This is a genomic window from Chryseosolibacter histidinae (genome assembly GCF_018598225.1).
GTDB lineage: Bacteria > Bacteroidota > Bacteroidia > Cytophagales > Cyclobacteriaceae > Chryseosolibacter > Chryseosolibacter histidini.
On the sequence record NZ_JAHESF010000045.1, the window covers coordinates 14,218 to 38,480 of the forward strand.

The 24,263-nt window shown below is 51.7% G+C and carries 16 protein-coding genes; 7 read left to right on the plus strand and 9 right to left on the minus strand.

What is annotated here, in order from left to right:
• The first annotated feature begins 1 nt into the window (after window position 1).
• From KK083_RS27430 to KK083_RS27450, 5 genes are all read left to right on the plus strand, one after another.
• Window positions 2–484 carry a chemotaxis protein CheW gene (locus KK083_RS27430; protein WP_254169341.1) on the plus strand — a complete coding sequence of 161 codons (483 nt, stop codon included), beginning with the start codon at window positions 2–4 and terminating at the stop codon, window positions 482–484.
• 31 nt (window positions 485–515) lie between these two features.
• A complete protein-coding gene (locus KK083_RS27435) occupies window positions 516–2,672 on the plus strand; it encodes a HAMP domain-containing methyl-accepting chemotaxis protein (protein WP_254169342.1) in 2,157 nt (718 codons plus the stop codon).
• A 103-nt stretch (window positions 2,673–2,775) separates the two neighbouring features.
• Window positions 2,776–4,008 (plus strand): TolC family protein, encoded by a 1,233-nt coding sequence (locus KK083_RS27440; protein WP_254169343.1) that lies wholly within the window; start codon window positions 2,776–2,778, stop codon window positions 4,006–4,008.
• A 1-nt stretch (window position 4,009) separates the two neighbouring features.
• Window positions 4,010–4,873: a CheR family methyltransferase gene (locus KK083_RS27445; protein ID WP_254169344.1), complete on the plus strand. Its 864-nt coding sequence runs from the start codon at window positions 4,010–4,012 to the stop codon at window positions 4,871–4,873.
• 50 nt (window positions 4,874–4,923) lie between these two features.
• A complete protein-coding gene (locus KK083_RS27450) occupies window positions 4,924–5,988 on the plus strand; it encodes a protein-glutamate methylesterase/protein-glutamine glutaminase (protein WP_254169345.1) in 1,065 nt (354 codons plus the stop codon).
• 121 nt (window positions 5,989–6,109) lie between these two features.
• On the opposite strand, the gene KK083_RS27455 is transcribed toward KK083_RS27450, so the two are convergent.
• From KK083_RS27455 to cysS, 9 genes are all read right to left on the minus strand, one after another.
• Window positions 6,110–7,603 carry a Gfo/Idh/MocA family protein gene (locus KK083_RS27455; RefSeq protein ID WP_254169346.1) on the minus strand — a complete coding sequence of 498 codons (1,494 nt, stop codon included), beginning with the start codon at window positions 7,601–7,603 and terminating at the stop codon, window positions 6,110–6,112.
• 44 nt (window positions 7,604–7,647) lie between these two features.
• Window positions 7,648–8,307 carry a gluconate 2-dehydrogenase subunit 3 family protein gene (locus tag KK083_RS27460; RefSeq protein WP_254169347.1) on the minus strand — a complete coding sequence of 220 codons (660 nt, stop codon included), beginning with the start codon at window positions 8,305–8,307 and terminating at the stop codon, window positions 7,648–7,650.
• Between the two features lie 89 nt (window positions 8,308–8,396).
• Window positions 8,397–10,142, minus strand: a complete 1,746-nt coding sequence (locus KK083_RS27465) for a GMC family oxidoreductase (protein ID WP_254169348.1) — start codon at window positions 10,140–10,142, stop codon at window positions 8,397–8,399.
• A 186-nt stretch (window positions 10,143–10,328) separates the two neighbouring features.
• A complete protein-coding gene (locus KK083_RS27470; protein ID WP_254169349.1) occupies window positions 10,329–11,900 on the minus strand; it encodes a RagB/SusD family nutrient uptake outer membrane protein in 1,572 nt (523 codons plus the stop codon).
• A gap of 26 nt (window positions 11,901–11,926) precedes the next feature.
• Window positions 11,927–15,550 (minus strand): SusC/RagA family TonB-linked outer membrane protein, encoded by a 3,624-nt coding sequence (locus KK083_RS27475; protein ID WP_254169350.1) that lies wholly within the window; start codon window positions 15,548–15,550, stop codon window positions 11,927–11,929.
• Window positions 15,551–15,609: 59 nt separating this feature from the next.
• Complete coding sequence (locus KK083_RS27480) at window positions 15,610–16,599, minus strand: FecR family protein (RefSeq protein ID WP_254169351.1); 990 nt, start codon at window positions 16,597–16,599, stop codon at window positions 15,610–15,612.
• 227 nt (window positions 16,600–16,826) lie between these two features.
• On the minus strand, window positions 16,827–17,408 hold the full coding sequence (locus KK083_RS27485; RefSeq protein WP_254169352.1) for an RNA polymerase sigma-70 factor: 582 nt from the start codon (window positions 17,406–17,408) through the stop codon (window positions 16,827–16,829).
• A 100-nt stretch (window positions 17,409–17,508) separates the two neighbouring features.
• Complete coding sequence (gene yidD, locus KK083_RS27490) at window positions 17,509–17,760, minus strand: membrane protein insertion efficiency factor YidD (RefSeq protein WP_317195253.1); 252 nt, start codon at window positions 17,758–17,760, stop codon at window positions 17,509–17,511.
• A gap of 87 nt (window positions 17,761–17,847) precedes the next feature.
• Window positions 17,848–19,356, minus strand: coding sequence for a cysteine--tRNA ligase (cysS, locus tag KK083_RS27495; RefSeq protein WP_254169353.1), 1,509 nt, complete (start codon window positions 19,354–19,356; stop codon window positions 17,848–17,850).
• Window positions 19,357–19,682: 326 nt separating this feature from the next.
• Between cysS and KK083_RS27500 the strand changes: the two genes are divergently transcribed.
• The gene (locus tag KK083_RS27500) at window positions 19,683–20,993 is read left to right on the plus strand and encodes an SGBP N-terminal domain-containing protein (protein WP_254169354.1); all 1,311 of its coding nucleotides are present in this window, start codon (window positions 19,683–19,685) and stop codon (window positions 20,991–20,993) included.
• A gap of 18 nt (window positions 20,994–21,011) precedes the next feature.
• Window positions 21,012–24,245 (plus strand): SusC/RagA family TonB-linked outer membrane protein, encoded by a 3,234-nt coding sequence (locus KK083_RS27505; protein ID WP_254169355.1) that lies wholly within the window; start codon window positions 21,012–21,014, stop codon window positions 24,243–24,245.
• The last annotated feature ends 18 nt before the right edge of the window (window positions 24,246–24,263 follow it).

A 24,263-nucleotide genomic window follows, 5' to 3' on the forward strand; every position in this document is an offset into this window, starting at 1 on the left:
AATGAAAAGGGAAAATGAATCGCAGGCCTATCTGACCTTTGCCCTGGGCGCGGAGAAATTCGCCATCACGGTGGAGAGTGTCCAGGAGATCGTAGAGCTTGATCAGGTCACCAAAGTTCCGAACGCGCCGGAGTACATGCTGGGCATCATCAATCTGCGTGGCAAAGTGCTGCCGTTGCTCGATACACGGCTCAAGCTGGGGCTCCCCAAAACGGAGATCACCAAAAAAAGCAGGATCATGGTGCTTGACATCGAAGCAGGCGACGACAAAAATGTTCAGATCGGCGCGTTGGTCGACGTCGCTAAAGAGGTGATCCAGCTTCAGCCGGAAGAGATCCAGGAGGCGCCGGATTTCGAGAACTACAAAACGCAGGCGCCGATCACCGGCCTTGTGAACAACCAGGGCGACATCACCATGATCATGGATATTGCCCGGATCTTCAACACCTCTGAGATCCTCCACCTGGAGCAATCAGTTATTTAATTAGTATTTAACCCTACTCCCCACATTAGCAATGAAAAATTTAACCATACGCGCCAAGCTCATAGCATCCTTTACCGTGCTGCTGATACTGATGGGTATTATCTTTTTGATATCCTACATGCGCATCAGCGATATGAACGATAAGCTTAATGAGATCACGGATATCAGTGCCGTGCAGCTGCAGCTCATCGGCGACATAGAAGTAAACCTTACGGAGATCAGCCGTGATCAGAAGAAACTCATTCAGGCTGAAGACGAGCAAAGCATGAACGTGCTGAAACGTTCCATCGAGAGTTTTACAACAGAATTGAATGCTTCCATCGCTGAGCTGGAAAAAGTAAGCGACGAGGCGACCCTGGTAAAGATCAAAGAGCTTAAGGCCAGGATCGGCGATTTTTTGAATGCCAATCAGAACGTGGTGCAACTGGCGCTGGAGAACTCGGAGATCAAGGCAACGATCCTGTCGGGCAATGAGGCAAATGTTGAGTTCACCAAGGTCAAATCCACACTTGACGAGCTGGCTGCAAAGTTATCATCAGGCGGCGCAAAAGACCTGCTGGATAAAGTTTACCAGATGAGAGGTCTGGTGGTAGACCTGAAGAACACCGAAAGTGCTTTGATAGCGGCAGAGACGGAAGAAGCCAATAAAGCCGTTATTCAAAAGGCCGGAGAGATCGAGAACAGGATCGAGCTGCTGAGCACTACTATCGGCGGCAGCCTGACGGGCGAGAGCAAGGCGCTGTTTGACCGGTACCAGATGCAATACAGCAACTTCTACAACCTGCATTTGCAGGTTAGAGACCTGGGGCAACGCAATACCAATACAAAGGCGGAAGCGCTCTCTGAAGGTGAGGTTGAAAAGCTTGACGATGCGTCTGACGCGGTGCTGAATGAGATCGAGGCCAGCATCGAAGGCAAGCTTGCCCAGGACAGGATCATCACCGATGATATGTATGCAAGCGCTATCCGCACCATGGTCATTATCATTATTGCAGGTGTTGTGATCGGGTTCCTGGTTGCGGTCTGGTTGCTGCGGGATATTACGGCATCGCTGAACGTTGCCAAGAACACGATCCGCAAAGTTGCAAAAGGAGACTTCTCCGCCGATGTGGGCATAGAGAAGCAGGACGAGATCGGCGATATGCTCAGGGAGCTTCAGTTCATGCTTGAAAAACTGAGGAGCAGCGTGGAAGTTGCCAAGCTGGTATCGCAGGGTGACCTTACCATCGATTTCCAGGCGATCAAGAACAAAGGCGGTGACCTTGACGATGCACTGGAGGCAATGGTGAAAAACCTCCGTGAGATCGCAGCCACGATCTTCAACGGCGCCGAGAATGTTTCTTCCGCCAGCCAGCAGGTTGCGGCCGCCTCGCAGCAGATGTCGCAAGGTGCCCAGGAACAGGCCAGTGCCTCCGAGGAAGTTTCTTCTTCCATGGAGCAAATGGTAGCCAATATCCAGCAGAACACTGATAACTCACGCGAAACAGAGAAAATCGCCAACAAGGCGGCCAAAGACATACAGGTAAGCAGTGAATCGGTTTCTGAAACCGTGGATGCTATCACCAATATCGCTGAAAAGATCGCGATCATAGAAGAGATCGCCTCCAAAACGGATCTGCTTGCGCTGAACGCTGCCGTGGAAGCCGCGCGCGCAGGCGAGCACGGAAAAGGATTCGCCGTGGTGGCGGCTGAAGTTCGCAAGCTGGCGGAGCGCAGCCAGAAGGCAGCATCGGAGATCACAGAAATATCGGCCAAAACGGTAAAAGCGGCGCAACAATCCAAAGAGTTGCTGCTGAATACACTGCCGGATATCAACAAGACGGCGCAGCTGGTGCAGGAGATCGCGGCCGCAAGCGTTGAGCAGAATACCGGCGCAGAGCAGGTGAACGGTGCCATCCAACAGCTTTCTCAGGTTACACAAGGCAATGCCTCTGCCGCAGAAGAGATGTCGTCTAACGCGGAAGAGCTCAACGGACAGGCTGAAGAGCTTAAAGCTGCCGTCAGCTACTTCAAGCTGGAGAACGGTGTTATCGCCAAATCGAAATCAGGAAGATCGTCTTCCATCCGCAAGCAGGCAAAACCGGCATCGAAAGTGCCCGCCCTCCATACACACTCCAATGGTAACGGAAAGGGCGTTGATCTGAACCTGGAAGATGGTCCTTCGGATAGTGAATTCACTGAGTTCTGATACAGGATGTGCTAAGAAAGTTGGTTTAAGGGTCAGAAAGTGTTCCTGTGAAGAGAAGGTTGGGGGAGAGGTCACAGGACACTTTCTTAAAACAGAAAGTAACATGAGAGCAGCAATATATGTGACTTTGATTTTCGCCGCATGCGCTTCGGCAGGCCATGCGCAAAACAATAACAGGGATGCCAGAAAGATCACCGTAAATGAGTTCTTAGAAATAATTTCCGCTCACCCCGATATTGCGAAAGACGCTGCACGCACGGATGCCGCACAGGCAGAAGTCGACGTGGCGAAAATTATGCCTGATCCTTCCCTGACGTTGGGAAATCTTTCAGGTGATATAAGCGGGATCAATATGCCGCACCAGTGGTTCGTAGGACTGGATTATACCATTGAGGCTGGCGGCAAGCGCAGGCACCGGGTGCTCTATGCGAAAGCGCTGGTAGACCAGGCCAAAGCGCAGCATGAGCTGTTTGCCGCTGAATTTAAACGTGATGGCCTTTTGCTGTATCAGCGTTGCTGGATGCTGGAGAGACAACTTGACGAGCTGGAGCAATATGATAGTTTGCTGAGCGTCACCCGTGTTGATGACAGCCTGCAGGTATTCAAGCGCAGGATCGATAAAAGTGAAAATGGGCTGAAGCTGGATGCGCTTCGCCGGCGTTACAATGAAAGCCTCGAACGACTGAATGACCTTGTGGCGCATGTGGTTGGCAACGGTTGGGTACTGCCTTTCGAAGCGGTGTGGACTGAAAGTGACGGGCCGCTCGTGAAGATGGGAGAAGAGCACCCGGTAATGAAGCTGAATAGAGTTGAGACAAGACTTGCCGCCGAGGAATTGCTCGTGTCGGAAAGCAATCGTGTGCCGGATATCTCGTTTTCACTGGGCAATAGTTTTATCACACGGGCTACAAACCCTGAAGCACCGTCGCCCCGGTACAATGCTATTACGGCAACGCTTTCTATTCCCTTGAAATTATCTAACATCCGGGGTGCGGAAAAGAAACGTGATAGCTACAAGATGGAGCAGGCCGCTCATGACGAGGCCTCTGCGGCGGAAATGCTGCAGCAGGAATTTGAGGTAGCTACCGACGATGTCGATCATATCAGCAGGGAGCTGAGAAGCATTGCCGGACTGATTGCCATGGAAAGACAATTTATAAAAACTATACCGGCAAACGAGGCCCTGATGCTCATGAATGAGTGGCGGCAGCTGAATGCTTATTGCGCCTTGCGCTGGGAAAAATTCGATCAGCTGGCGCAGAAGAAAGCGGAGCTTTACTTTTTGACCGGCGGTCGTTTGAATAATACACATTCATTAACAGGTTCCCCCAGGTAAGATGACCGAGCAAACCAATACATCCATCGAATCGTCCCTTTTTATAAAAATGGATGACGAGAGCTTTTTGCGGCTGAGCTCTTATGTTACACGGGAATACGGGATCAAGCTTCCTAAGAGCAAGCTGTCGATGCTGGAGAGCAGGCTGAACAAAAAAGTGAAGAGCCTCGGTATGACAAGTTATAAGCAGTTCCTGGAATACCTTTTCAGCGAAGAAGGAAAACAGGCGGAGCTGTTTCATGTGATCGACCTCATTACTACCAATAAAACGGATTTCTTTCGCGAACCTGATCACTTTAAATTCCTGTCAGGTAATTTCTTGCCTGATTGGGTGCAGCACGAGCAAGGGCGGCAACTGCGGATATGGTCTGCCGGGTGCTCTACGGGCGAGGAGCCCTATACATTGCTGATGGTGATGGAAGAATTCAGGCGGCGGTATCCACAGTTGAATTACAGCATCCACGCGAGCGACGTTTCCATGCGCGTGATCCAATCTGCTTTTCAGGGCATTTTCACCATGGATAAAATTGGCGTTGTGCCCCCTGAGATGAAGCGGAATTATTTTTTGAGAAGCAAACTTCAGCCTGACCTTGTAAGGGTGAAACCTGAATACAGGAAAAAGATATCGTATAAACGTATCAATCTGGTGGACGAGTCTTTTGGGTTGAACTGCTTTGATTACGACATCATTTTTTGCCGTAACGTGCTGATCTATTTTGATAAGGCAACGCAGGAGCGGATCATCCGGAAATTCGCGTCGCATCTCAGCCGGGGCGGCCTGCTTTTTATCGGGCATAGCGAGTCGATGATGGGAATGGACGTTCCGTTCAGGCAACTCAAGCCCACCATCTACCAGCTGCAATAAATATCAGTGCTGCTTTTCACCTGGGCATGAACGCATAACCGGAGCGACGAATGAAGAAGGCGATTAAGGTGCTGATCATTGACGATTCTGCATTGGTTCGGCAGACGCTTGCGGAGATCGTGGGTAACGATCCGCAGCTTGAGGTGATCGGTAAAGCTGCAGATCCATTTTTTGCGGCGCGTCACATACGCAATGAGGTGCCTGATGTGATCACGCTTGACATTGAAATGCCGCGCATGGATGGCCTGACGTTTCTCAGAACGTTGATGGCCCGGTATCCGGTGCCGGTGGTGATCATCTCCAGCCTGACACAACATGGCAGCCACCTGGCGTTGCGTGCCCTTGAGCTGGGTGCCATTGAAATTGTAGCGAAATCCGAGATCAAAAATACGCGCGAGCATCTCGAAGAAACCCGGATCCGTATTGTGGATGCGATCAAGGCAGCCTATATGGCCCCGGTGAGGCGCAATAGCCTCGCCGTTGCTCCCGAAGCGCAGAAAACGGTGTCAAAGCCCATACGGCGCAATGGTAAATTGCCTGCCTACAAGACCACCGACAAAGTGATCGCTGTTGGCGCATCTACGGGCGGCACCGAGGCGCTCCGGTATTTTCTGCAGCAGATGCCTGCCGATGCACCCGGGATCCTCATCACCCAACACATGCCTGCCGGATTCACCAAGTCATTTGCCGACCAGGTAAATACCCTGTGTGAGATCACCGTGAAGGAGGCACTCGATGGCGAACGGGTCATGCGCGGTCATGCCTACATCGCTCCCGGCGGAAGGCACATGGAGCTTGTCAGAAGCGGCGCCAAATATTTTATCAAAATACGCGATGGCGCGCTGGTGAACCGTCACAGGCCATCGGTGGATGTGCTTTTCAATTCTGTTGCCCACCACGCAGGACAGAACGCGCTCGGGATCATCATGACAGGCATGGGGCGTGATGGCGCCGAGGGGCTCTTGAAAATGAAAGAAGCCGGTGCCCGAACCATTGCACAGGACGAAAAATCAAGCGTGGTATTCGGTATGCCCAAGGAAGCGATCCGGATAGGAGGGGCAGACCAGGTGCTGCACCTCTATGATATGCCCATGAAGGTGCGGGCATTTTTTTAAGTGGATATCTCATGCGGTGCGTCGCGCCAAGCTTTCGGCATGCAGCAAAAAAAGAGGCCGTCTTCCGACAGCCTCCCTTAACTTTTAACTTTAAACTTTAAATTTTAAACTTCGAACCTGGTTAGACTTTCCCCAGCGTCCAACCCTGCCTGTACTCACGTTTTACGAACTGGTTGGCTTCGTCGAAGTTGGTGATCTTCATGTTCGCGCCATCCCAGAGCAGCTTGATGTTGCGGCCCGGGTAATCGTACTGCGGAGCAGGGTTCGGGTTGCTTTCCGTAGGCTTCACTTCGCGTGGCTTGCGGATGTCGTGGGCGCGGATGGCCAGGTTGCCCATCAGTACCGTTTCGGTCAGCGGTCCCGCGATCTCGAAGGGTGAGCTCACTTCCATTTTTCCGTAGCCCGCGAGGCATGCTTCCACCCACTGTGCATAGTGGCCTTCTGCGCTGCCGGGAACACGTTTAATGGTCTGCGGCACATTCACTTCCTGGTTTTTAGTGGTCGGCAACAGGGAAGGAAGCATGCCGTACGTGCCGCACATCATCTTTCCTTTTGTACCGATGAAGAGAACGCCGTTGCCACCGTCTCCCATTTTTTCATTCGGACCCAGCTCTTCAGGACGCTCAGGCTGAATGCCGCCGTCCATCCAATGCATTTTTACCGGGGGCTTTCCATCGCGGGCCGGGAAGGTCAGGATCACATAAGAAGAAGGAGGGCAGCTGTCAGGGAAGTAGCCGCGTTTGAATTCATCCACGTACACGCTTCCAACGCTGGCGGTAACATCGGTAGGATACTTTAATCCCAGCACACGGAAAGGTGGCTCAATGATGTGACAGCCCATATCGCCCAGCGCACCGGTTCCATAATCCCACCAGCCACGCCAGTTGAAGGGAACAAGCTTGTCAACGAATTCTTTGTACGGAGCAGTGCCGAGCCAGAGGTCCCAGTCGAGCTCTTTGGGCACCTGTGCTTTTTGTGTAGACCATTCGATGCCTTGCGGCCACACGGGGCGGTTGGTCCAGCAATAGACCGTGTGTACATCGCCGAGCAGGCCTGCGTTGTACCACTCCACGAGCTGACGTACACCGTCGCCCGAAGAGCCCTGGTTGCCCATCTGTGTTACCACCTTGTATTTTTTGGCGGCTTCTGTGAGCATACGCGCTTCATAGATGTCGTGGGTCAGTGGCTTTTGCACATACACGTGTTTTCCGAGCTGCATCGCCGCCATGGCCTGTACGGCGTGGTTATGGTCAGGTGTGGATACGGAAACGGCATCGATGTGCTTGTGCTCCTTGTCGAGCATGGTACGGAAATCCTTGAAGTATTTCGCCTTGGGAAAAGCGGCCACAGATTTGGCGGCACGGCGGTCGTCGACATCGCAGAGGTAGGCGATCTCCGCTTTACCGCTCTTCGCGAAGGCGGCAATATCGCTTTCACCTTTTCCTCCCGCGCCGATACCGGCAACATACAGCTTATCGCTGGGCGCAACGTAACCATTTCCCAATACAAAGCGGGGCACGATGGTGAACGCTGCGGCTGCCATGCCTGCATTTTTTATGAACTGTCTCCTCGATGAGTTTTCTGCCTGTGGCGGAGTGTTTTTCTTCAATGGCATTACGTTAAAGGATTTATGGTTTAACAAATATTTTAAGTTTCGTCTCAGGAATTGAATTTCACAGAGATCTCAAGGGTGCGGTCGTCATACTTCACGCCGTACTGGTCAAGCACTTCCTGCGGAACACCGTCCCACTGGTTGGGTTTGTTGCCGGCGTAGCCCAGGTCTGCGATGCCCATCTTGCTGCTGAAGAAACCACACGCTGTGAGGTCTCGCATGGTGTTGAAGAACGCCACGCCTGCAGCCATTTCAGGTTTTGCCTTTTCAGGATATGCGATCTCATCCACCATCTCGATCTGCTGCTGCGATGAGCACGAAGCAAAATCGGAGTTGTAGCGGCGCATGCACTGCAGGTCGAGCCACTTGATGCCACCCCGCAGCGGGATCTGGTAGTTGGGCCTGTCTTTGGCCATGAACTCGATGAAGTCGGGTACACCCGCGTCGGTTGCGCTTCCGGATGTCTCGTCTTTCGGGATGATGATGTCGGCCAGCACAGAAATGGTTTTCATCTCATGTGCATCGAAGAATTTTTCGCTTGCCAGCTTCTGCTCGCGCACAAGCTCCTGCGCGTTGCGGTCTATGGTGAACGCTGCCGGTGTCTCTGCCGCCGCAGTCTCTTTAGGCTCGCACGATTGTGTTTGTAATAAAACGCCTGCCCCGGCGGTACCCAGGGCCAGTGTCTTTAAATATTTTCTTCTATCCATACTCTGCTAAGTTTCAGGTTACAAGTTTCAAGTTTCAAGTTTGTAGGACTGTTCCTCAACTTTAAACTTTGAACATTAAACTTTAAATTTTAAAGATTCTGCTTTTTGATCTCGTCGATGATGTACTCGGAGGCACGCATCGAAAGGGCCAGGATCGTCCACGTCGGATTTTTGTCAGCCTGTGAAACGAAGGGACCACCATCCACCACGAATACGTTCTTGCAGTCGTGAGCCTGGTTGAATTTGTTCAGCACCGATTGCTTCGGATCGTCGCCCATGCGGGTTGTTCCCACTTCGTGGATGATCCTTCCGGGTGCTTCAAGACCCCAGTTGTTTTCAGCGGAGCTCTTGCCATAAGTCACCACGCCGCCCATCTTGTCGATGATCTCGGCAAAGGTTTCCTTCATGTGCTTGGCTTGTTTGATCTCGTAGTCGCTCCATTTGTAATGGAAACGCAGCACGGGGATGCCGTATTTGTCAACGGTGGTAGGATCGATCTCGCAATAGTTTTCTTTGCGCGCAATGGCTTCGCCACGTCCGGCCATGCCAAAGGTAGCGCCGTAGAAGTAACGATAGTCATCCTTGAGCGAAGCACCGTAACCGCCGGCTGCTTTCGTCTGGCCGTCGCGTCCGGGATACTTTCCGTTGGTGTTGTGCATGCCGAAGCCGAAACCGTATCCGGGCATACCCATACCTCCGCCATATTCGATGTGATAACCGCGGGGGAAGTCGAGCTTTTTGTTGTCGAGCCACCACGGGGTGTATACGTGCATGCCACCCACGCCGTCTTCGTTGTAACGCTTGCGCCCTACGAGCTTCGGAAGGATACCGCCCATAGAGGCACCGGTAGAATCGTGGAGGTATTTACCAACCACATCGCTTGAGTTAGCCAGTCCGTTGGGATGGCGTGCTGATTTTGAGTTCAGCAACAACCTGGCCGATTCGCAGGCGCTGGCGGCGAGCACCACCACTTTGGCGTTCACAACATATTCCTGCATGTCGTCTTTGCTCACGTACGAGATACCGGTTGCCAGTCCCTTTTCATCCGTCAGCACTTCGCGCGCCATGGCATTGGCAATAACATCTACGTTGCCTGTGGCCATCGCGGGTTTTACCAGTACCGATGAGGACGAGAAGTCGCCATACACGGTACAGCCGCGGTTACACTGCGAGCAGAAGAAGCACGCGCCCCTGTCTTTGTTGTTCTCCAGCGGGCGGGTGAGAATAGAAAGCCGTGAAGGAATCACAGGGATGCCGATAGAAGTGGCAGCTTCCTTGATAAAAAGCTCGTGCAGCCTCGGCTTCGGCGGAGGAAGGAAAATGCTGTCAGGGTCGTTCGGCAGATTTTCTTTCGATCCGAAAACACCGATGAGCCTGTCTACCTTGTCGTAGTAAGGCGCAACATCGTCATAGCTGATGGGCCAGTCATCGCCCAGGCCGTCAACGCTGCGGTGTTTGAAGTCCTTGGGACCAAAACGAAGAGAGATCCTGCCCCAGTGATTGGTACGACCGCCCAGCATGCGTGAGCGGAACCAGTCGAACCGCGTTCCGTCTTTTTGGGTGTAGGGCTCGCCTTCGAGCTCCCAGCCACCATAGGCGGCGTCGAAATCTCCGAAGTGCCTCAGCGGTGTGCTGGCGCCTCTCCTGGGAGATTCATATGGCCATTTCAGTTGTGTAACATTTTTGGCAGGATCGTACATCGGTCCTGCTTCGAGCAAAAGCACTTTTATTCCGGCGTTGGCCAGGGTATAGGCCGCCATTCCGCCACCTGCTCCTGACCCCACAATACATACGTCGTAGGACTTCGATGACTTTTTGATTTGAAAATCTGGCATAGGTATTAAGATATGATGTGCTAAATGTAACCGTTTAAACGATAAATAGAAATCGGTAATTATCTGAGTGGTAATGAATTTTAACTAACAGGCGTACGGGTAAAACAGCCATCCGCCTGATAAAAAAAATCCCTGCTCCGGTTGCCCGGAACAGGGATGTGTTCGCATTACCCCTAATCGTTCATGTTAATCCCATCCAGGATTGTTATGTCCTGTCAGGCTGGGATTGTTCCTGTAATCCGCTGCAGGTAAAGGAAGCAGAAGATGCTTGGCCTGCAGGGTAGCGCCGTTCAACGTAGCCCCAACGAAATCCACAAAAGAATGTGTGTTGGTCGATGCATTGTACACGTATACTTTGCGAATGCGGATCATGTCGAACCAGGTCTGGCCTTCGTAGCTGAGCTCGTGCCAGCGCTCTCTCCATACCAGCTCACGGAAAGATGTTTGATTCAATGTGCCGATATCAGGTGTGGTAAGCCCCGCGCGGTCGCGGATAGCCTTCAGCGCATTGTATGCGGCAGCGTTGGGAGCTCCTCCTACTTCGTTCTGCGCTTCGGCGTACATCAGCAGCACGTCTGCGTAGCGGAGCAACGGATAGTTGAGGCCTGAGTTTCCGGTTCCGGGTAAACCTGGCGGCGGTGCACCGTTGGCCGGGGTGTCGAAGTGTTTGTACACATAGAACCTGTTCAGTGTGATCGGCGCGCCCACACCACCATCGAGGAAGTATTGTTTGAAATAAAATCCTTTCTCCTGTGTTCTGGCGTCGCCTGCTTCATAGGAAGCGAGGAAGTTGGTTGTCGGCACCGTGGTTCCCACTTCACCGGAGGCGGTGATGTTGGTGTTGTTGGGCAGGAAGTACGTCTGGTAGTTGGCATTGGCAACACCCGCAGCATACTGGATCATGAAGAGATGCTCCAAAGAGTTTTCCTTGGTGGGGTCATGCAGATCGTTATAGCTCGTGAACAGACCTACCTTCGTAGGGTTTGCTGTAGCATAATCGATCACTTCCTTAGCCTTGTCTGCGGCCTTCTGGTAATAGGCAGCGCCTTTTTTCAGCGGCTCGCCGGCCATGGTGAGGTAAACTTTTGCCAGCAGGGCTTTTACCGCCATTTGCGAGGCGAGGCCCGAAGCATCGGTTACCGCGAATCCGGCCTGCTCAGCATCCAGCAGATCTGATTCAATGGTTGCGTATACCGTTTCTGCCGATGCGCGCGGTGCGTTCACGTTAGGATCGTTCCAGGAGAGGATCGGTTTGGTGATCAGGGGAACATCACCCCAAAGCCTTACCAGCCAGAAGTAATGGAACGCGCGCTGAAACTTGGCGTGACCCACCCACTTCTTGGCATTGGCTTCCGTAATGCCGGGCGTGCCGGGGATTTTTTCAATGGCCAGGTTAGCGTTGGCAATACCATCATACAACTGTCTCCACCACTGTGAGAGGTGCAGGTTGTCGCCGGTATACGTGTAGCTGTACAGGTTGTTCAGATCTGAGTTCTGTCCAGTCTCGGTTTCGGCGGTTCCGCTCAGCGCATCCAGCATCTGGAAATTGGCCGAGAAGATGCCGGTACCATCGCCGTGAAACCTCAGATTCTCATAGATGCCGTAAACTGCAGCCTCGGCATCTTCAGGTACCGCGAAAAATGTTTCAGGAGCGATGTTGGAAGGATCTTCTTCTTTGAGGAAATCGGAACATCCCGCGCCTGCGATCAACACTCCGCAAAGCAGGAGCTTGCTTATATTTTTAGTCGTGAATTTCATCTTGTCAATCATTTTTAATTGAACCATTACAATCCTAAGCTCAGACCGAACATGTAGGTAGTCGGCTTCGGATAATCAAAAAATGTTTGTCCCTGTGCAAACGGGTTGGTATAGGTAGAAACTTCAGGATCGTTTCCGCTGAACTTGGTCGAGAGGAAGAAGTTCTGTGCAGAAACATATACCCTTGCACGGCTGAGGCGCAGTCTTTCCGTCAGTGAGCTGGAGAGCGTATAACCGATCACCAGGTTTCTGCCGCGGATGAATGAACCGTCTTCGATCCAGTGTGTGTCCACGTTTGAAACATAACCGGCTTTTGAATCGCGAACAGCGGCGATGTCTGTATTCTGGTGCTCTGGAGTCCAGGCATTCAATACAGACCTGTAGCTGTTGGCAAGACCTGTGCGGTCTTCGCCTGAGTGTTTGGTCATGTTCAGCAGGTCGTTGCCGTAAGAGTACTGGATGTCCAGTGTAATGTCGAAGGCTTTGTAACGGATGTTGTTGATGAACGAGCCGTAAGAATCCGGGTTACCGTTTCCGATGATCATGCGGTCGGCATCGTTGATGGCGTAGTCACCATTTACATCCAGGTATTTCACGTCGCCGGGCAGCAGGGGCTTGCCAGTACCGCGATAAGTGTTTGCTGATTTATTGTACTCGGCGAGTTGGGCGGCATCCTCAGCGCTGGTGCTCCAGGTGCCAAGTCTCACAAGGCCCCAGAAGGAGCCAACGGGTTTGCCTTCCATGATCACACCGGTCTGGTTGGTGAAGTTGGGGTTACCCACACCGAAGATCGGCGCAGGGTTGGCCAGCTTCAACACTTTGTTCCTGTTCATGGCGATGTTGAAGGTGGTTCTCCATGAGAAGTCATCGTTCGAGAAGTTCTCTGTGTTCAGGGTGAACTCAAGACCTTTGTTCTCCATGCTTCCTACGTTGCGTGTAATGGTCTCGTAACCGGAAGTAACAGGGAGGGGAGCAGACAACAGCATGTCCGTTGTTTTTCTGTAATAAACATCCGCCTCGATGGAAATGCGGTCGTTGAACAATCCCAGCTCGACGCCGATATCAGACTGGGCTGTTTTTTCCCACTGCAGGTCGGGGTTACCCAGCCTGTTGGTTGCCACACCCGATACACGCGAATTGTTGATAACACCTGTAACCACCCTCAGGGTAGGCAGGGCAGAGTAGGTTGTGATCTCGGAGTTACCAGTGAGGCCGTAGCTGGTGCGGAGCTTCAGGTTGGAAACCACGCTGCTGCCTTTGAGGAAAGGTTCTTCAGAAACACGCCATGCCAGCGCTGCTGACGGGAAGAACGCGTACTTGTTGGATTCACCGAATTTCGAAGATCCGTCCATACGTCCTGTTACCGTCACCAGGTACTTGTCCATCAGACCGTAGTTGATCCTGCCGAAGTAAGAGTTGAACGCAAACCTTGTGCGGCCTGAGCTCACCGGAGGAGAGTCAACTGCAAAATCCTGGGCGCCGCCAATGTTGTTGGTACCGAAGAAGTCAGAGATGAAGTTCCTGGAGCTGGCCTGGAAGAAGTAGATGTTCGTTTCCTGTGCCGACTGACCGACCATGGCCGTGAGCGAATGGATGGTAGCGAAGCGTTTATTATAGGTCAGGTAGTTTTCGAACGACCAGAAGGTTTCGCGGTCGCTGCGTACACGGGCAGTACCCCTGTCGTTAGCCGGGTTCACGTAAGTAGGCGTCTGCGGCGCAGGACGGCCATTGTAACGCTTGCGCTCACGTTCCAGGAGGTTGACACCTACTGTCGAGCGGAACTCGAGTCCTTCGGCAAGTTTGATGTTGGCGTACATGTTGCCCATGGTGGTGCGGCTGATCAGGTCATACGTGTTGTTGAGCATCTGGTCTACCGGGTTCTGGCCACCTTCTATCGAAGCAGAGTAGTTCTTGTTGTGTGAGAATACGCCGTTGGGGTAACGAACGGGCAGGATCGGAAGCGCTTCCGTGATCATGCGCACCGAGTTGAGACCACCGGTGCCGAAATCAACAATGTTCTCCTGCTGGTTGTTGTAACCCAGGGTGCCACCGATCTTCAACCATGGCTTCACCTGGCTGTCCATCACGAAACGGCCTGAGTAACGTTTCAGGTAAGAGTTCAGGAGAAGGCCGTTGTCATCTCTGTAGCCGAGATACACACCGTAGCTGTTCTCGTTGTTGCCTCCGGTTACGGAGAGCTGGTGGTTCTGCGAGAGCTTGTTCTGGGTTGATTCTTTCAACCAGTCTGTGTCATACAGCGGATTGCCATTGGCATCGAACAATGAATAGGTTCCGATGTCGGTGAGGGCGGCACGTGCCAACTGGGGATTTTGTCTTCCTGAAGAGTGTGTATTGGTCACGGAATTCCATCCGGCAGGGTCGTATACTTTCAGGTTGTCCCAGCCCAGCTGTTCCACTTCCAGGAACTCGCGCGCATTCAGCATCTCTACCCTGTTGGGGCCGATGGTGGGCACGCTCATTTGCATGTCATAGGTCACTTTGCCACCGGCGTTGCTGCCTCTCTTGGTGGTGATCATGATCACACCGTTGGCACCACGGGCACCGTAGATCGCCGTAGACGACGCATCTTTCAGCACTTCGATGGAAGCGATGTCTGCAGGGTTGATGTTATCGATGGCGTTGTTGAGTGAATAGGATCCGTCGGTCTGTGTTCCCACAGGCATGATCACACCATCCACCACATACAACGGGTTGTTGGACGTGCTGATGGAGCTGAAGCCCCGGATCCGCACGTTTGACTGACCACCGGGACGGCCTGAGTTAACGCTTACCGAAACGCCGGCGATCCTTCCCGCCAGCGCCTGCGTAACCGAAGGCAGCTGACGTTCCTGGATCTCTTCAGCCTTCACAGTTCCCACAGAACCGGTGAGGTCTGATTTTTTCTGCGTACCATAACCGATCACTACAACCTCTGACAGGGTGGTGATGTCGGCGCTCATCTGCACGTTCAGCACCGACTGGTTGTTGACGGGTACGTCTTGTGAAACATAACCGATGAAGCTGAACACCAGCACCGATTCCCCGGAGGGCACCGCCAGGGAGAAGTTGCCGTCAGCATCGGTAACCGTACCGATGGTTGTTCCTTTCACCAGGATGTTCACACCGGGCAGTGAGATGCCATCCTGGTCTTTCACAGTACCCCTTACGTTGAAGTCGGGTACGGCGCTCCAGAAAAGCTCATCCGTGGTGTTATCGTTCGGAAGGATGTGATAGAAGCTTCCACCCGAGTCGGCGAGCGGCACCATTCTGTATGAATCTGCCGGCGGGATGAGCGTGATGTGGTTCTTCTTGATCTTGTAAGAGATGTAGGTGCCTTCCAGGATCTGGCTCAACACGGCGTTGATGTCCCGGTCTTTGATAGACAAGGTTATTGTTTTGTTGACAGCGCGCAGGCGGTTGTCATTAACAACAAAATTGTAACGGGTCTGTCGTTCGATCTGCCGAAGGGCATCTTTGATGGATGCGCCATTCAGATTCAGTTCGATCAGCGGGGCGCTCTGGCTTCCCTTGTGCGCAGCCGCTACGGGCAGCACTGGCTCGCACAAGAGTACGATAAGCAAGCTGATAGCAAACACCCGGCTTGCGGTGTGCCAGTGTTTCCCTTTAGCATGTGTGTAAAAAATTGACATAGATTGATTGTTTAGGTGTAAACTGTTTTGGATTTATGATTTCACTTCAGGTTTTATTTTTATTCATAGATGATGATCTGGTCGTTCTCCTTTCTGTAGTTGAGCCGCGACGATAGCTGGATCATTTCAAGGATCTCCTCGATCGGTTCCTGCTCGATGGTCATGGTCAGATGTTCGCGGCGGGCAATGGTGTCGTCAATGATGATGTCTACATGGTAGCGGTTCTCCAGCTTGAGAATGATGTCTCCCAGCAGGGCGTTGTCGAAGATGATCTTGTCTTCTTTCCAGGCGGAGTAGTCGGTGGGATCTACTTTTGCGAACACAACCTTCTGCTGCTCTTTCTTGAGCGTGATCTGGTCGCCCGGAGCCATGGCATAGGTGCGCTGTTCGCCCTTGACGGTGAGCACGATCTCGCCTTCTTCAAGGGTGGCATTCTCGTCTTGCGCTTCGTAGGCCTGCACATTGAACCGTGTTCCTTTCACCTGGATGGAAAGGTGTTCTGTTCTGACAATAAAATTCTGCTTGTCTTTTTTGCGCACATCGAAGAAGGCTTCACCCTTCAGCTTCACTTCTCTTTTTGTATCGAACTCGGTGGTATACGCGATGGTGCTGTTGGTGTTGAGCCAAACGGAAGTGCTGTCGGGAAGCAGGAAGTGTACGTTCTTGTCGCCCGAGCTGAAAACAATATTCTCCGTGGTTGCCGAGAATTTTTTCTTGCCCACGATCTTCCAGATGGCAAACAGCGAGAGCGCGAGAATGGAAATGGTTGCCGCCACACGCAGGAAAGTGAAAGGCACAACCTTGCCTGCCCCGCGTACGCCCGGAGTGCCGATCCTGGCGCTGAGGTGTTGCCAGGCCATATCGATCCTTTTGAGGTCGAACTGATTTAAAGTGGTGTGCGCCTGGTGTTTTTCGTTGAGCGCATTGAAATAGGAAACGTGCGCCGGATCCTCATCAAGCCATCGCTGGAGGTCGTCAACATCTTGATCCGTTGCTTTTTTTGCTAAAAAACGGGCAATAAGGTCTTGAATGTGTATAGGATGGTCCATCAGTACCGGGCTTTCGTTGTCAACCCTAATACCGGTTCAGGAGCAATTACCCTTACAGGAAAAAGTGAGATTGTTGTAGAAGTTGCCGGTTGCCAGTTACCGGTTGCCAGTTAGGGCAGCGCAACAACATGCGGAGTCCTTTTGATCGTAAGATTGAATGAGAGATGTGGTTGAAATTTGCTCCGACCCGAACCGGTAACTGGCTATCCGGCAACTGGCAACTGATTTCAGGAGACGAAAAGCACAAGCATCAGAATATAATCTCTCAGCGAGAGCCTGATCTTGTGGAGGGCGCGAGACATCTGGGTCTCGACGGTTTTGGGGGAGATGCTGAGCTTATCAGCGATCTCGTTGTATTTGTAACCTTCAAAGCGACTCATTTCAAAGATGCGCCTGCATTGCTCCGGCAGCTGGTCGAGCGCTTTGTTGAACTCTTCTTCCAGCTCGCCTGCCACAAAAGCTTCGTGGGCGCTGTTATCCTGTAATGCCGATGATTTGTACACACGCGCCAGCAGACCTTTGTATTTGTCTTTTACTTTCTGGTGCTCCAGGTACTTGAAACAACTGTTCTTTACCGCAGTGAAAAGATAAGCTTTAATCGATTGGGTCTCATCCAGTTGCTCCCTGTTCTTCCAGAGCTTGTAAAATACTTCCTGCACGATCTCTTCCGCTTCGTCAATGTCATTCAGGAATTTATTGGCGTAGGCACATAAGTGTGGGTAGACGGCATGAAAAAGCGCATCGAGGCTTTTGACGTCACCTTCTCTTATACTTCTGATGAAATCCGTATTTTCTTCCTTGCGCTTCAAACCAGATGGAGTAACGCATCGAAGTTATTTTTAAATATTGATAATTGGAATTTATAATCGCTAAAAAAATAATGACGTAGATAAGGGGATGACCCCAGCATCATTTTTTGCTCCTTTTGGGAACGGGATCATAACCACTGGTGCCCCAGGGATGGCACCGTGCGATCCGTGTGATTCCTAACCAGGTTCCTTTAAATATGCCCCATTCCTCGATCGCCTCAATAGTATAGTGTGAACATGAAGGCGTGTGCCTGCAGTTAACACCCAGCATGGGAGACAGGAGTACCTGGTAGAGCCTGATGGGTAATATGAATAGTTTTTTTAACAACGAGGTTTGAGTTTCAGGTTTCAAGTTACAAGTTTAAAGTTGAGGGCTTCGTAACTGCACTCCGCCTAACTTTAAACTTTAAATTTTGAACTTTAAACTGAGGGAGGGAGGCTAGGAGTCGATGGAATAACTCATCTCTCCATCCTTTCCATCCATCAGTTGCACGCCTACCTGTTTCAGGTCATCGCGGATCTTGTCAGACAAAGCGTAGTTACGGTCCTGTCTTGCTTTTTTTCGTAACCCGATCAGCACATTCACAACATCATTGAGGAGCTGATCGTTCTGTGCCGCTTCTTCCTGCAGGCCCAGCACGTCTTCCATAAAGCCGATGTAAGTCTTCAGGAAAGTATCAAAAGCCTCGGCGCTGAACTGGTGAGGCTGCAGATTGCCCGATTTCAGGTCGTTGATGCGCGATGCCATCTCAAAGAGCACAGCGAGTGTTCTGGCCGTGTTGAAATCATCGCCCATATTGAGGTAGCACTCGCTTGTCAGCCGTTGAAATTCCTGCTCCACTTCGGCATTTACGGTTTTTGTGCCGGTATGCTTCAGCTGTTTGGCTGTCTTCAGCGCATTGCTCAGCTTTTTATATCCTTTCTCCGCCGCCTGCAACGCTTCGTTCGAGAAGTCAAGCGTGCTGGAGTAATGTGACTGCAACATAAAGAACCGCACGGCAGAGGGAGAGTATCCCTTCTCGAGCAAGGCGTGGTTACCCGAAAAAAGCTCGGCGGGCAGGAACGAGTTGCCCAGCGATTTGCTCATCTTCTGCCCGTTTACCGTGAGCATGTTGGAGTGGATCCAGTATTTCACGGGAGGTTGTCCATTGGCACCGGTGGCTTGCGCGATCTCGCATTCATGGTGTGGGAACTTGAGGTCCATGCCACCGCCGTGGATGTCGAAGGTCTCGCCCAGGTATTTGGTGCTCATCACCGTACATTCAATGTGCCAGCCGGGAAAACCTTCACCCCAGGGTGAGGGCCAGCGCATGATGTGCGATGGAGAAGCTTTTTTCCAGAGCGCAAAATCTATCTTCTCACGTTTTTCATCCTGGCTGTCGAGCTCGCGGCCGCTTTCCATCAGCTCTTCGATCTTCCTGCCTGACAAGATCCCGTAGTGAAATTGCTGGTTGTATTTTTTTACATCGAAATAGACGGAGCCATTCACCTCGTAGGCAAGTCCTTTTTTGATGAGCTTCTCTGTGATGCTGATCTGCTCTACAATATGTCCCGTGGCCGAAGGTTCGATGCTGGGTGGCAGGATATTGAACTGCCTCATCACCTCATGAAAATCTTCCGTGTATTGTTTCACGATCTCCATGGGCTCCAGCTGCTCGAGGCGTGCCTTCTTGGCGATCTTGTCTTCACCATCATCCGCATCGCTCTCCAGGTGGCCTACGTCGGTGATATTTCTCACATACCTCACCTTGTATCCGAGAAACCTGAAGTAACGGGCAATGATATCGAAGGTGAGAAATGTTCTTGTGTTGCCCAGGTGCACCTTGTTGTATACCGTGGGGCCGCAGACATACATGCCCACCTGGCCCTGGTGAAGGGGTTGAAACTGTTCTTTTTTTCCTGTTAGGGAGTTCGTTAGATAGATGGGGTACTGATCGATGAGTGCCATAGGTATTAAGGTGCCAAAGTAAGCATTTATAACGGACATTTCCCTTACCAGGATTCTCGGGGTGTCGGACGGACGCTAATCCGTGTTTGCGCACACGTGAGCAGTCCACCAACCTGCCGGCAATTGAATGCTACCGTGTGTGAAATCGCTTACACGAACGAAACCGTAATCGATTGTGGAAACGTTTACGAAAGATTTTTTGATCGATTTCGCACGAAAGATGTTCAGAATCTTTACATTCGGATTGCATACTGTTCACAATAATATTTTGTATGCAGTGTGTTTTTTAGAACATTATATGTAACCCTTAACCCAAACCGAGTTGTATGATTAGAAAATTTACGAACTACGTCTTAATGGGCGCGATGTGGTTTAGTATGGTCAACTGCGATAACGATGATATCGCAAAACCGCCTAAACCAACCCTGTTGGTAGACCAGACCTCAGGCCTCGTAGGTGACACCGAGTTCACCTTTACCATCACCAAGGTTAATGCAGATGCCATTTCACTGTTGCCGTATGGTCTTCCCGGAGGAGACGGTGGTATTCTTGTGAAAGATTTTACGGATGGTGTGGCAACTGTAAAGTTCAAGTATTCCAAGCCTGGAACTTTTAATGCGATCGTCCGCAGTAACAATCACTCGGATGATGGCGAAAGTGCCAATACCCAATCTGATCCCATTCAGATTGTGATCACCAGCGACGACAATTCTATTACAGAGTTCAAATTTGACAAGATCAGTACAAAAACAGAGATCGATCAGGGGGCGCAGACGATCAAGGTAACCGTTCCGTATGGTACGAACCTTACCAACCTGAAAGCCACCTACACCGCTTCAGGGTTCACAACTGTGCGCGTTGGATCTACCCAGCAAACCAGCGGTACCACTGAAAACAACTTCACGAATCCCGTTGCTTATACCGTGGTAGCCAACAACGGTACAACCAAAAACTACACGGTAACAGTGGTCGTCACCGACGTGGAGAAGAAGAACACCATTGCCTCCGCTACGGCAAAAGCTACCAGCAAGGCTGCTAAAGACAAGGCGTTGCCGGTTTCCATCGATAATGCCAGCGCGAATGCCAGCAGGACCATCGTTGTTTACGACACCATGGGTACGCCCGTGGCCAACTTCGATTCTGTACGCATCGGCTACAAGCTCGACGGTACTTTTGCCAACCTGAAGTACAATGGCAAAAAGCTGAAACAGGACTCCCTGTTCAACCTGAGCGATGGAAACATCGAACAATTCACCGTGCATCCTGAAGACTCTTTGGGTGCTACAGGGGTAGCTACTTACAAAGTGTATGCTACCAGAGCTCCGAAGCTGAAGCTGGCATTCCCTGATCTGAAACCTGCGCCGATCGGCATCAGCAAACCGACCAACTTTGACTACAGCATCAAGGTGTTGAGTGGCACCAACACATCCAGTATTGCCACTACCGCAACGCTCGAGTTGCCGGCTGGGGTTGCTGTTTCAAACATCAAGGTTGTTGGAGGTCCCACGCTGGTGGTAGGTGTTCCCTCGAACGTCAACTACACCATCCCTGTAAAGATCGAGCTGACCGTGGTCGACTCGAACATCGGAGTTACCTACAAAGCGGTATACAATGTGTCCGTAAGCACAGTACAATAACATTAAATCAGCCTATTAATGAAAAATATATATAGAAACTGGATGAGACTCAGCCTCGCAGTTTTCATGACTGCGTTCACCGCAGCACTCTATGCCCAATCAACCGTATCGGGAACTATTACGGATGAGACGGGCGCAGCCTTGCCGGGTGTAAGTCTCCTTGTGAAAGGAACTTCTACCGGTACCAGCACCGATAACGACGGTAAGTATTCGATCAGCGTTCCTTCAGACGCCACGCTCGTGATCTCGTTTATCGGCTACGCCACCCAGGAAGTCGCGGTCGGCTCCAGAAGCACCATTGACGTTGTGCTGCTGCCCGACGTTACCGCCCTTCAGGAAGTTGTTGTTACCGGTTATACAACAGAGAACAGAAGGGAAGTGACCGGTGCGGTGTCAACACTCAAAACAAGAGAGCTCGTTGCCGTTCCCTCCGGTAACATCGAACAGCAGTTGCAGGGTCGTGTGCCCGGCGTAACGGTAATCACCAACGGTCAGCCTGGAACAACCAGCGTTGTGCGTATCCGTGGCTTCGGCGGTTTCGGCGGCAATGACCCGCTGGTGATCGTGGACGGTGTTCCCACTACCAACACCAACTACCTGTCGCCGAATGATATCGAAACCACCACGGTGCTGAAAGACGCAGCGTCTGCTTCCATCTACGGTGCCAGGGCCGCCAACGGTGTGATCGTATACACTACTAAGAAAGGTACAAAAGGCGGTGATGGTAAACTGAAGATCAGCTATGACGGCGTTTTCGGTTTCACCGACCCCGGAAAAGTAGACAACATCCTCAATCCGCAGGAAACTGCAGACTGGACGTGGAAGGCCATCCGTAACACAGCATTCCAGCTTGGAGAAACACCGAAGTTCGATCACCCTCAATACGGAAAAGGAGAAACACCTGTGTTGCCTGATTACCTCGCCGTAGGTCCTAAATCAGGCGTGGTGGGCAGCGTTGACCTGGCCGCTGAAAAAGCGAAGTACAACGTTGATCTTTCCAAAGGTGCCGTTTATCAGGTGATCAAGGCCAACAAAGCCGGAACCAACTGGTGGGATGCCATCACAACACCGGGTATGACCAACCGCCATTCGTTGAGCTTTGCCGGCGGTGGAGACCGCAGCGCATTCTATGCAAGCTTGAGCATGCAGGATCAGGATGGCTATTTCATTCATCAGAACTTCAAACGTTACGCCACCCGTATCAACTCTGCCTTCGATGTTTCCAATAGCGTGAGGGTGGGAGAGAACATTCAGCTGACCTACCTGCAGATCAGGGGCCTCATGGGCGGCGAAGGTGGTCGTGGTGCATCCAACGATGAGAACGATGTGCTCTCAGCCTTCCGTATGCCATCCATTATTCCGATCTATGACGAATACGGTGGTTACGCCGGTACAGCTGCAAAAGGTTTCAATAACCCTCGCAATCCGGTAGCTTCCAGAGATCGCGCTGCCAACAACGGAGGTTACGGTCTTCAGGCACAGGGCAATATTTTCGTGGAAGTAGATCCTGTGAAAAACCTGACCTTGCGCAGCAGCATCGGCGGCGGACTCTTCAGCTCCTACACTTATACGTATAACCCGCCATCGTACGAGAACTCTGAGAACAACTCGTCCTTCACCTATTCTGAATTTGCAAACCAGTTCAGCAACTGGGTGTTCACCAATACGGCGAACTATAAGAACAAGTTCGATGTGCACGGTATAGACCTGCTGGCCGGTGTGGAAGCATTGAATACAGGAAGAGGCAGAAATATCAACGGATCAGGATTGAACCCTTTCAATACAGATCCTAACTACATCAACCTGAACAACACACAGTCATCCGGCAGGGTGTTGAACAGTGGTTACGGCCTTGGTACCAACTTCTTCTCGGTTTTCGGCCGCCTGCAGTATAACTACAACGAGAAGTACATGATCAACGCGCTGATCAGGCGCGACGGTGCTTCGCGTTTCGGTGCCAACAACCGTTATGGTATTTTCCCCGCTTTCTCGGCAGCCTGGAGGATCTCCGAAGAGGATTTCATGAGCGGCCTGTCGTTTATCTCCGACCTGAAGCTCAGGGGCGGCTGGGGACAGATGGGTAACTCCAACAACGTTGACCCCAACAACCAGTACAACCTGTTTGCGCAGAGCCTGGGCCTTTCTGCCTATGATATCGCCGGATCCAACTCGGGTGTTACGGGTGGTATTTACAGAAGCCGTATCGGAAACCCGAATGCAAAATGGGAGACATCAGAAACCACCAACTTCGGTTTTGATGGTTCGTTCCTCGATGGAAAACTGGACGTAGTGTTCGACTGGTGGCAAAAAGATACCAGAGACCTCCTCTACACGCTGGAAACCCCTGCCGTGGTAGGACCTCTGGCAAGCGATCCGGCCGTGAACATTGCTGAAATGCGGAACACCGGTATCGACCTGGAGATCACCTCGCGCGGAACCGTGGCCGGGATCACCTTCGAAGCCAGGGCCTCAGGCTCCTTCCTCCACAATGAGATCAAGTCACTCGCTCCGGGCGTAACTTACTTCGACGCCGGTGGAACGCGGAACGGTAACGCCATCCGCAACCAGATCGGACGTCCTATCTCGTCATTCTTCGGATACAAAGTGCTGGGACTTTTCCAGACACAAGACGAAGTGAACAACGCGCCGGCCCAGGATGGAAAAGGCCTCGGACGTTTCCGCTTTGCTGACATCAATGGCGACAATGTGGTGAACGCCGACGACAGGGTTTACCTGGGCGATCCGGTGCCTGATTTCAACGGTGGTATCAACCTGAAGCTGAACTACAAGAACTTCGAGCTGGAAACATTCCTCGCCGTATTCCTCGGTGTTGAGAACTACAACTTCTCCAAGTGGTTCACAGACTTCTATCCTTCGTTTACCGGTGCCGCCATTGGCAACAACGTGAAGAATTCATGGACACCCGAAAGAGGTGGCAATACCGTGCCGATCTTTGAGAACATCTCCAACTTCAGCACCAACACGCAGCACAACTCATACTACGTGGAAAATGGCAACTACGCCAGGTTAACGAACCTCCAGATCTCCTATATCTTCCCTTCTAACGCTTTGAGCCGTTACGGGTTTGAAAGGGCGAAGATCTACATCCAGGGCACCAACCTGTTCACGTTCTCCGGTTATTCCGGACTTGATCCCGGTGTTGCCGGTACAGCAGATACTACCCTGGGGCTTGATATCGGAACACCTCCGGTTGCCAAAGGTTATAACATCGGTCTGAGCTTGGGATTCTAATTGTGATACATTCAATAG

Bases quoted from the DNA above. Each gene is read 5' to 3' on its own strand.
- cysS (WP_254169353.1), bottom strand. From the start codon at position 19,356: ATGGCACTCATCGATCAGTACCCCATCTATCTAACGAACTCCCTAACA.
- KK083_RS27465 (WP_254169348.1), bottom strand. From the start codon at position 10,142: ATGCCAGATTTTCAAATCAAAAAGTCATCGAAGTCCTACGACGTATGT.
- KK083_RS27475 (WP_254169350.1), bottom strand. From the start codon at position 15,550: ATGTCAATTTTTTACACACATGCTAAAGGGAAACACTGGCACACCGCA.
- KK083_RS27500 (WP_254169354.1), top strand. From the start codon at position 19,683: ATGATTAGAAAATTTACGAACTACGTCTTAATGGGCGCGATGTGGTTT.
- KK083_RS27435 (WP_254169342.1), top strand. From the start codon at position 516: ATGAAAAATTTAACCATACGCGCCAAGCTCATAGCATCCTTTACCGTG.
- KK083_RS27455 (WP_254169346.1), bottom strand. From the start codon at position 7,603: ATGCCATTGAAGAAAAACACTCCGCCACAGGCAGAAAACTCATCGAGG.
- KK083_RS27445 (WP_254169344.1), top strand. From the start codon at position 4,010: ATGACCGAGCAAACCAATACATCCATCGAATCGTCCCTTTTTATAAAA.
- KK083_RS27460 (WP_254169347.1), bottom strand. From the start codon at position 8,307: ATGGATAGAAGAAAATATTTAAAGACACTGGCCCTGGGTACCGCCGGG.
- KK083_RS27450 (WP_254169345.1), top strand. From the start codon at position 4,924: ATGAAGAAGGCGATTAAGGTGCTGATCATTGACGATTCTGCATTGGTT.
- KK083_RS27440 (WP_254169343.1), top strand. From the start codon at position 2,776: ATGAGAGCAGCAATATATGTGACTTTGATTTTCGCCGCATGCGCTTCG.
- KK083_RS27505 (WP_254169355.1), top strand. From the start codon at position 21,012: ATGAAAAATATATATAGAAACTGGATGAGACTCAGCCTCGCAGTTTTC.
- KK083_RS27480 (WP_254169351.1), bottom strand. From the start codon at position 16,599: ATGGACCATCCTATACACATTCAAGACCTTATTGCCCGTTTTTTAGCA.
- KK083_RS27430 (WP_254169341.1), top strand. From the start codon at position 2: ATGAAAAGGGAAAATGAATCGCAGGCCTATCTGACCTTTGCCCTGGGC.
- KK083_RS27470 (WP_254169349.1), bottom strand. From the start codon at position 11,900: ATGAAATTCACGACTAAAAATATAAGCAAGCTCCTGCTTTGCGGAGTG.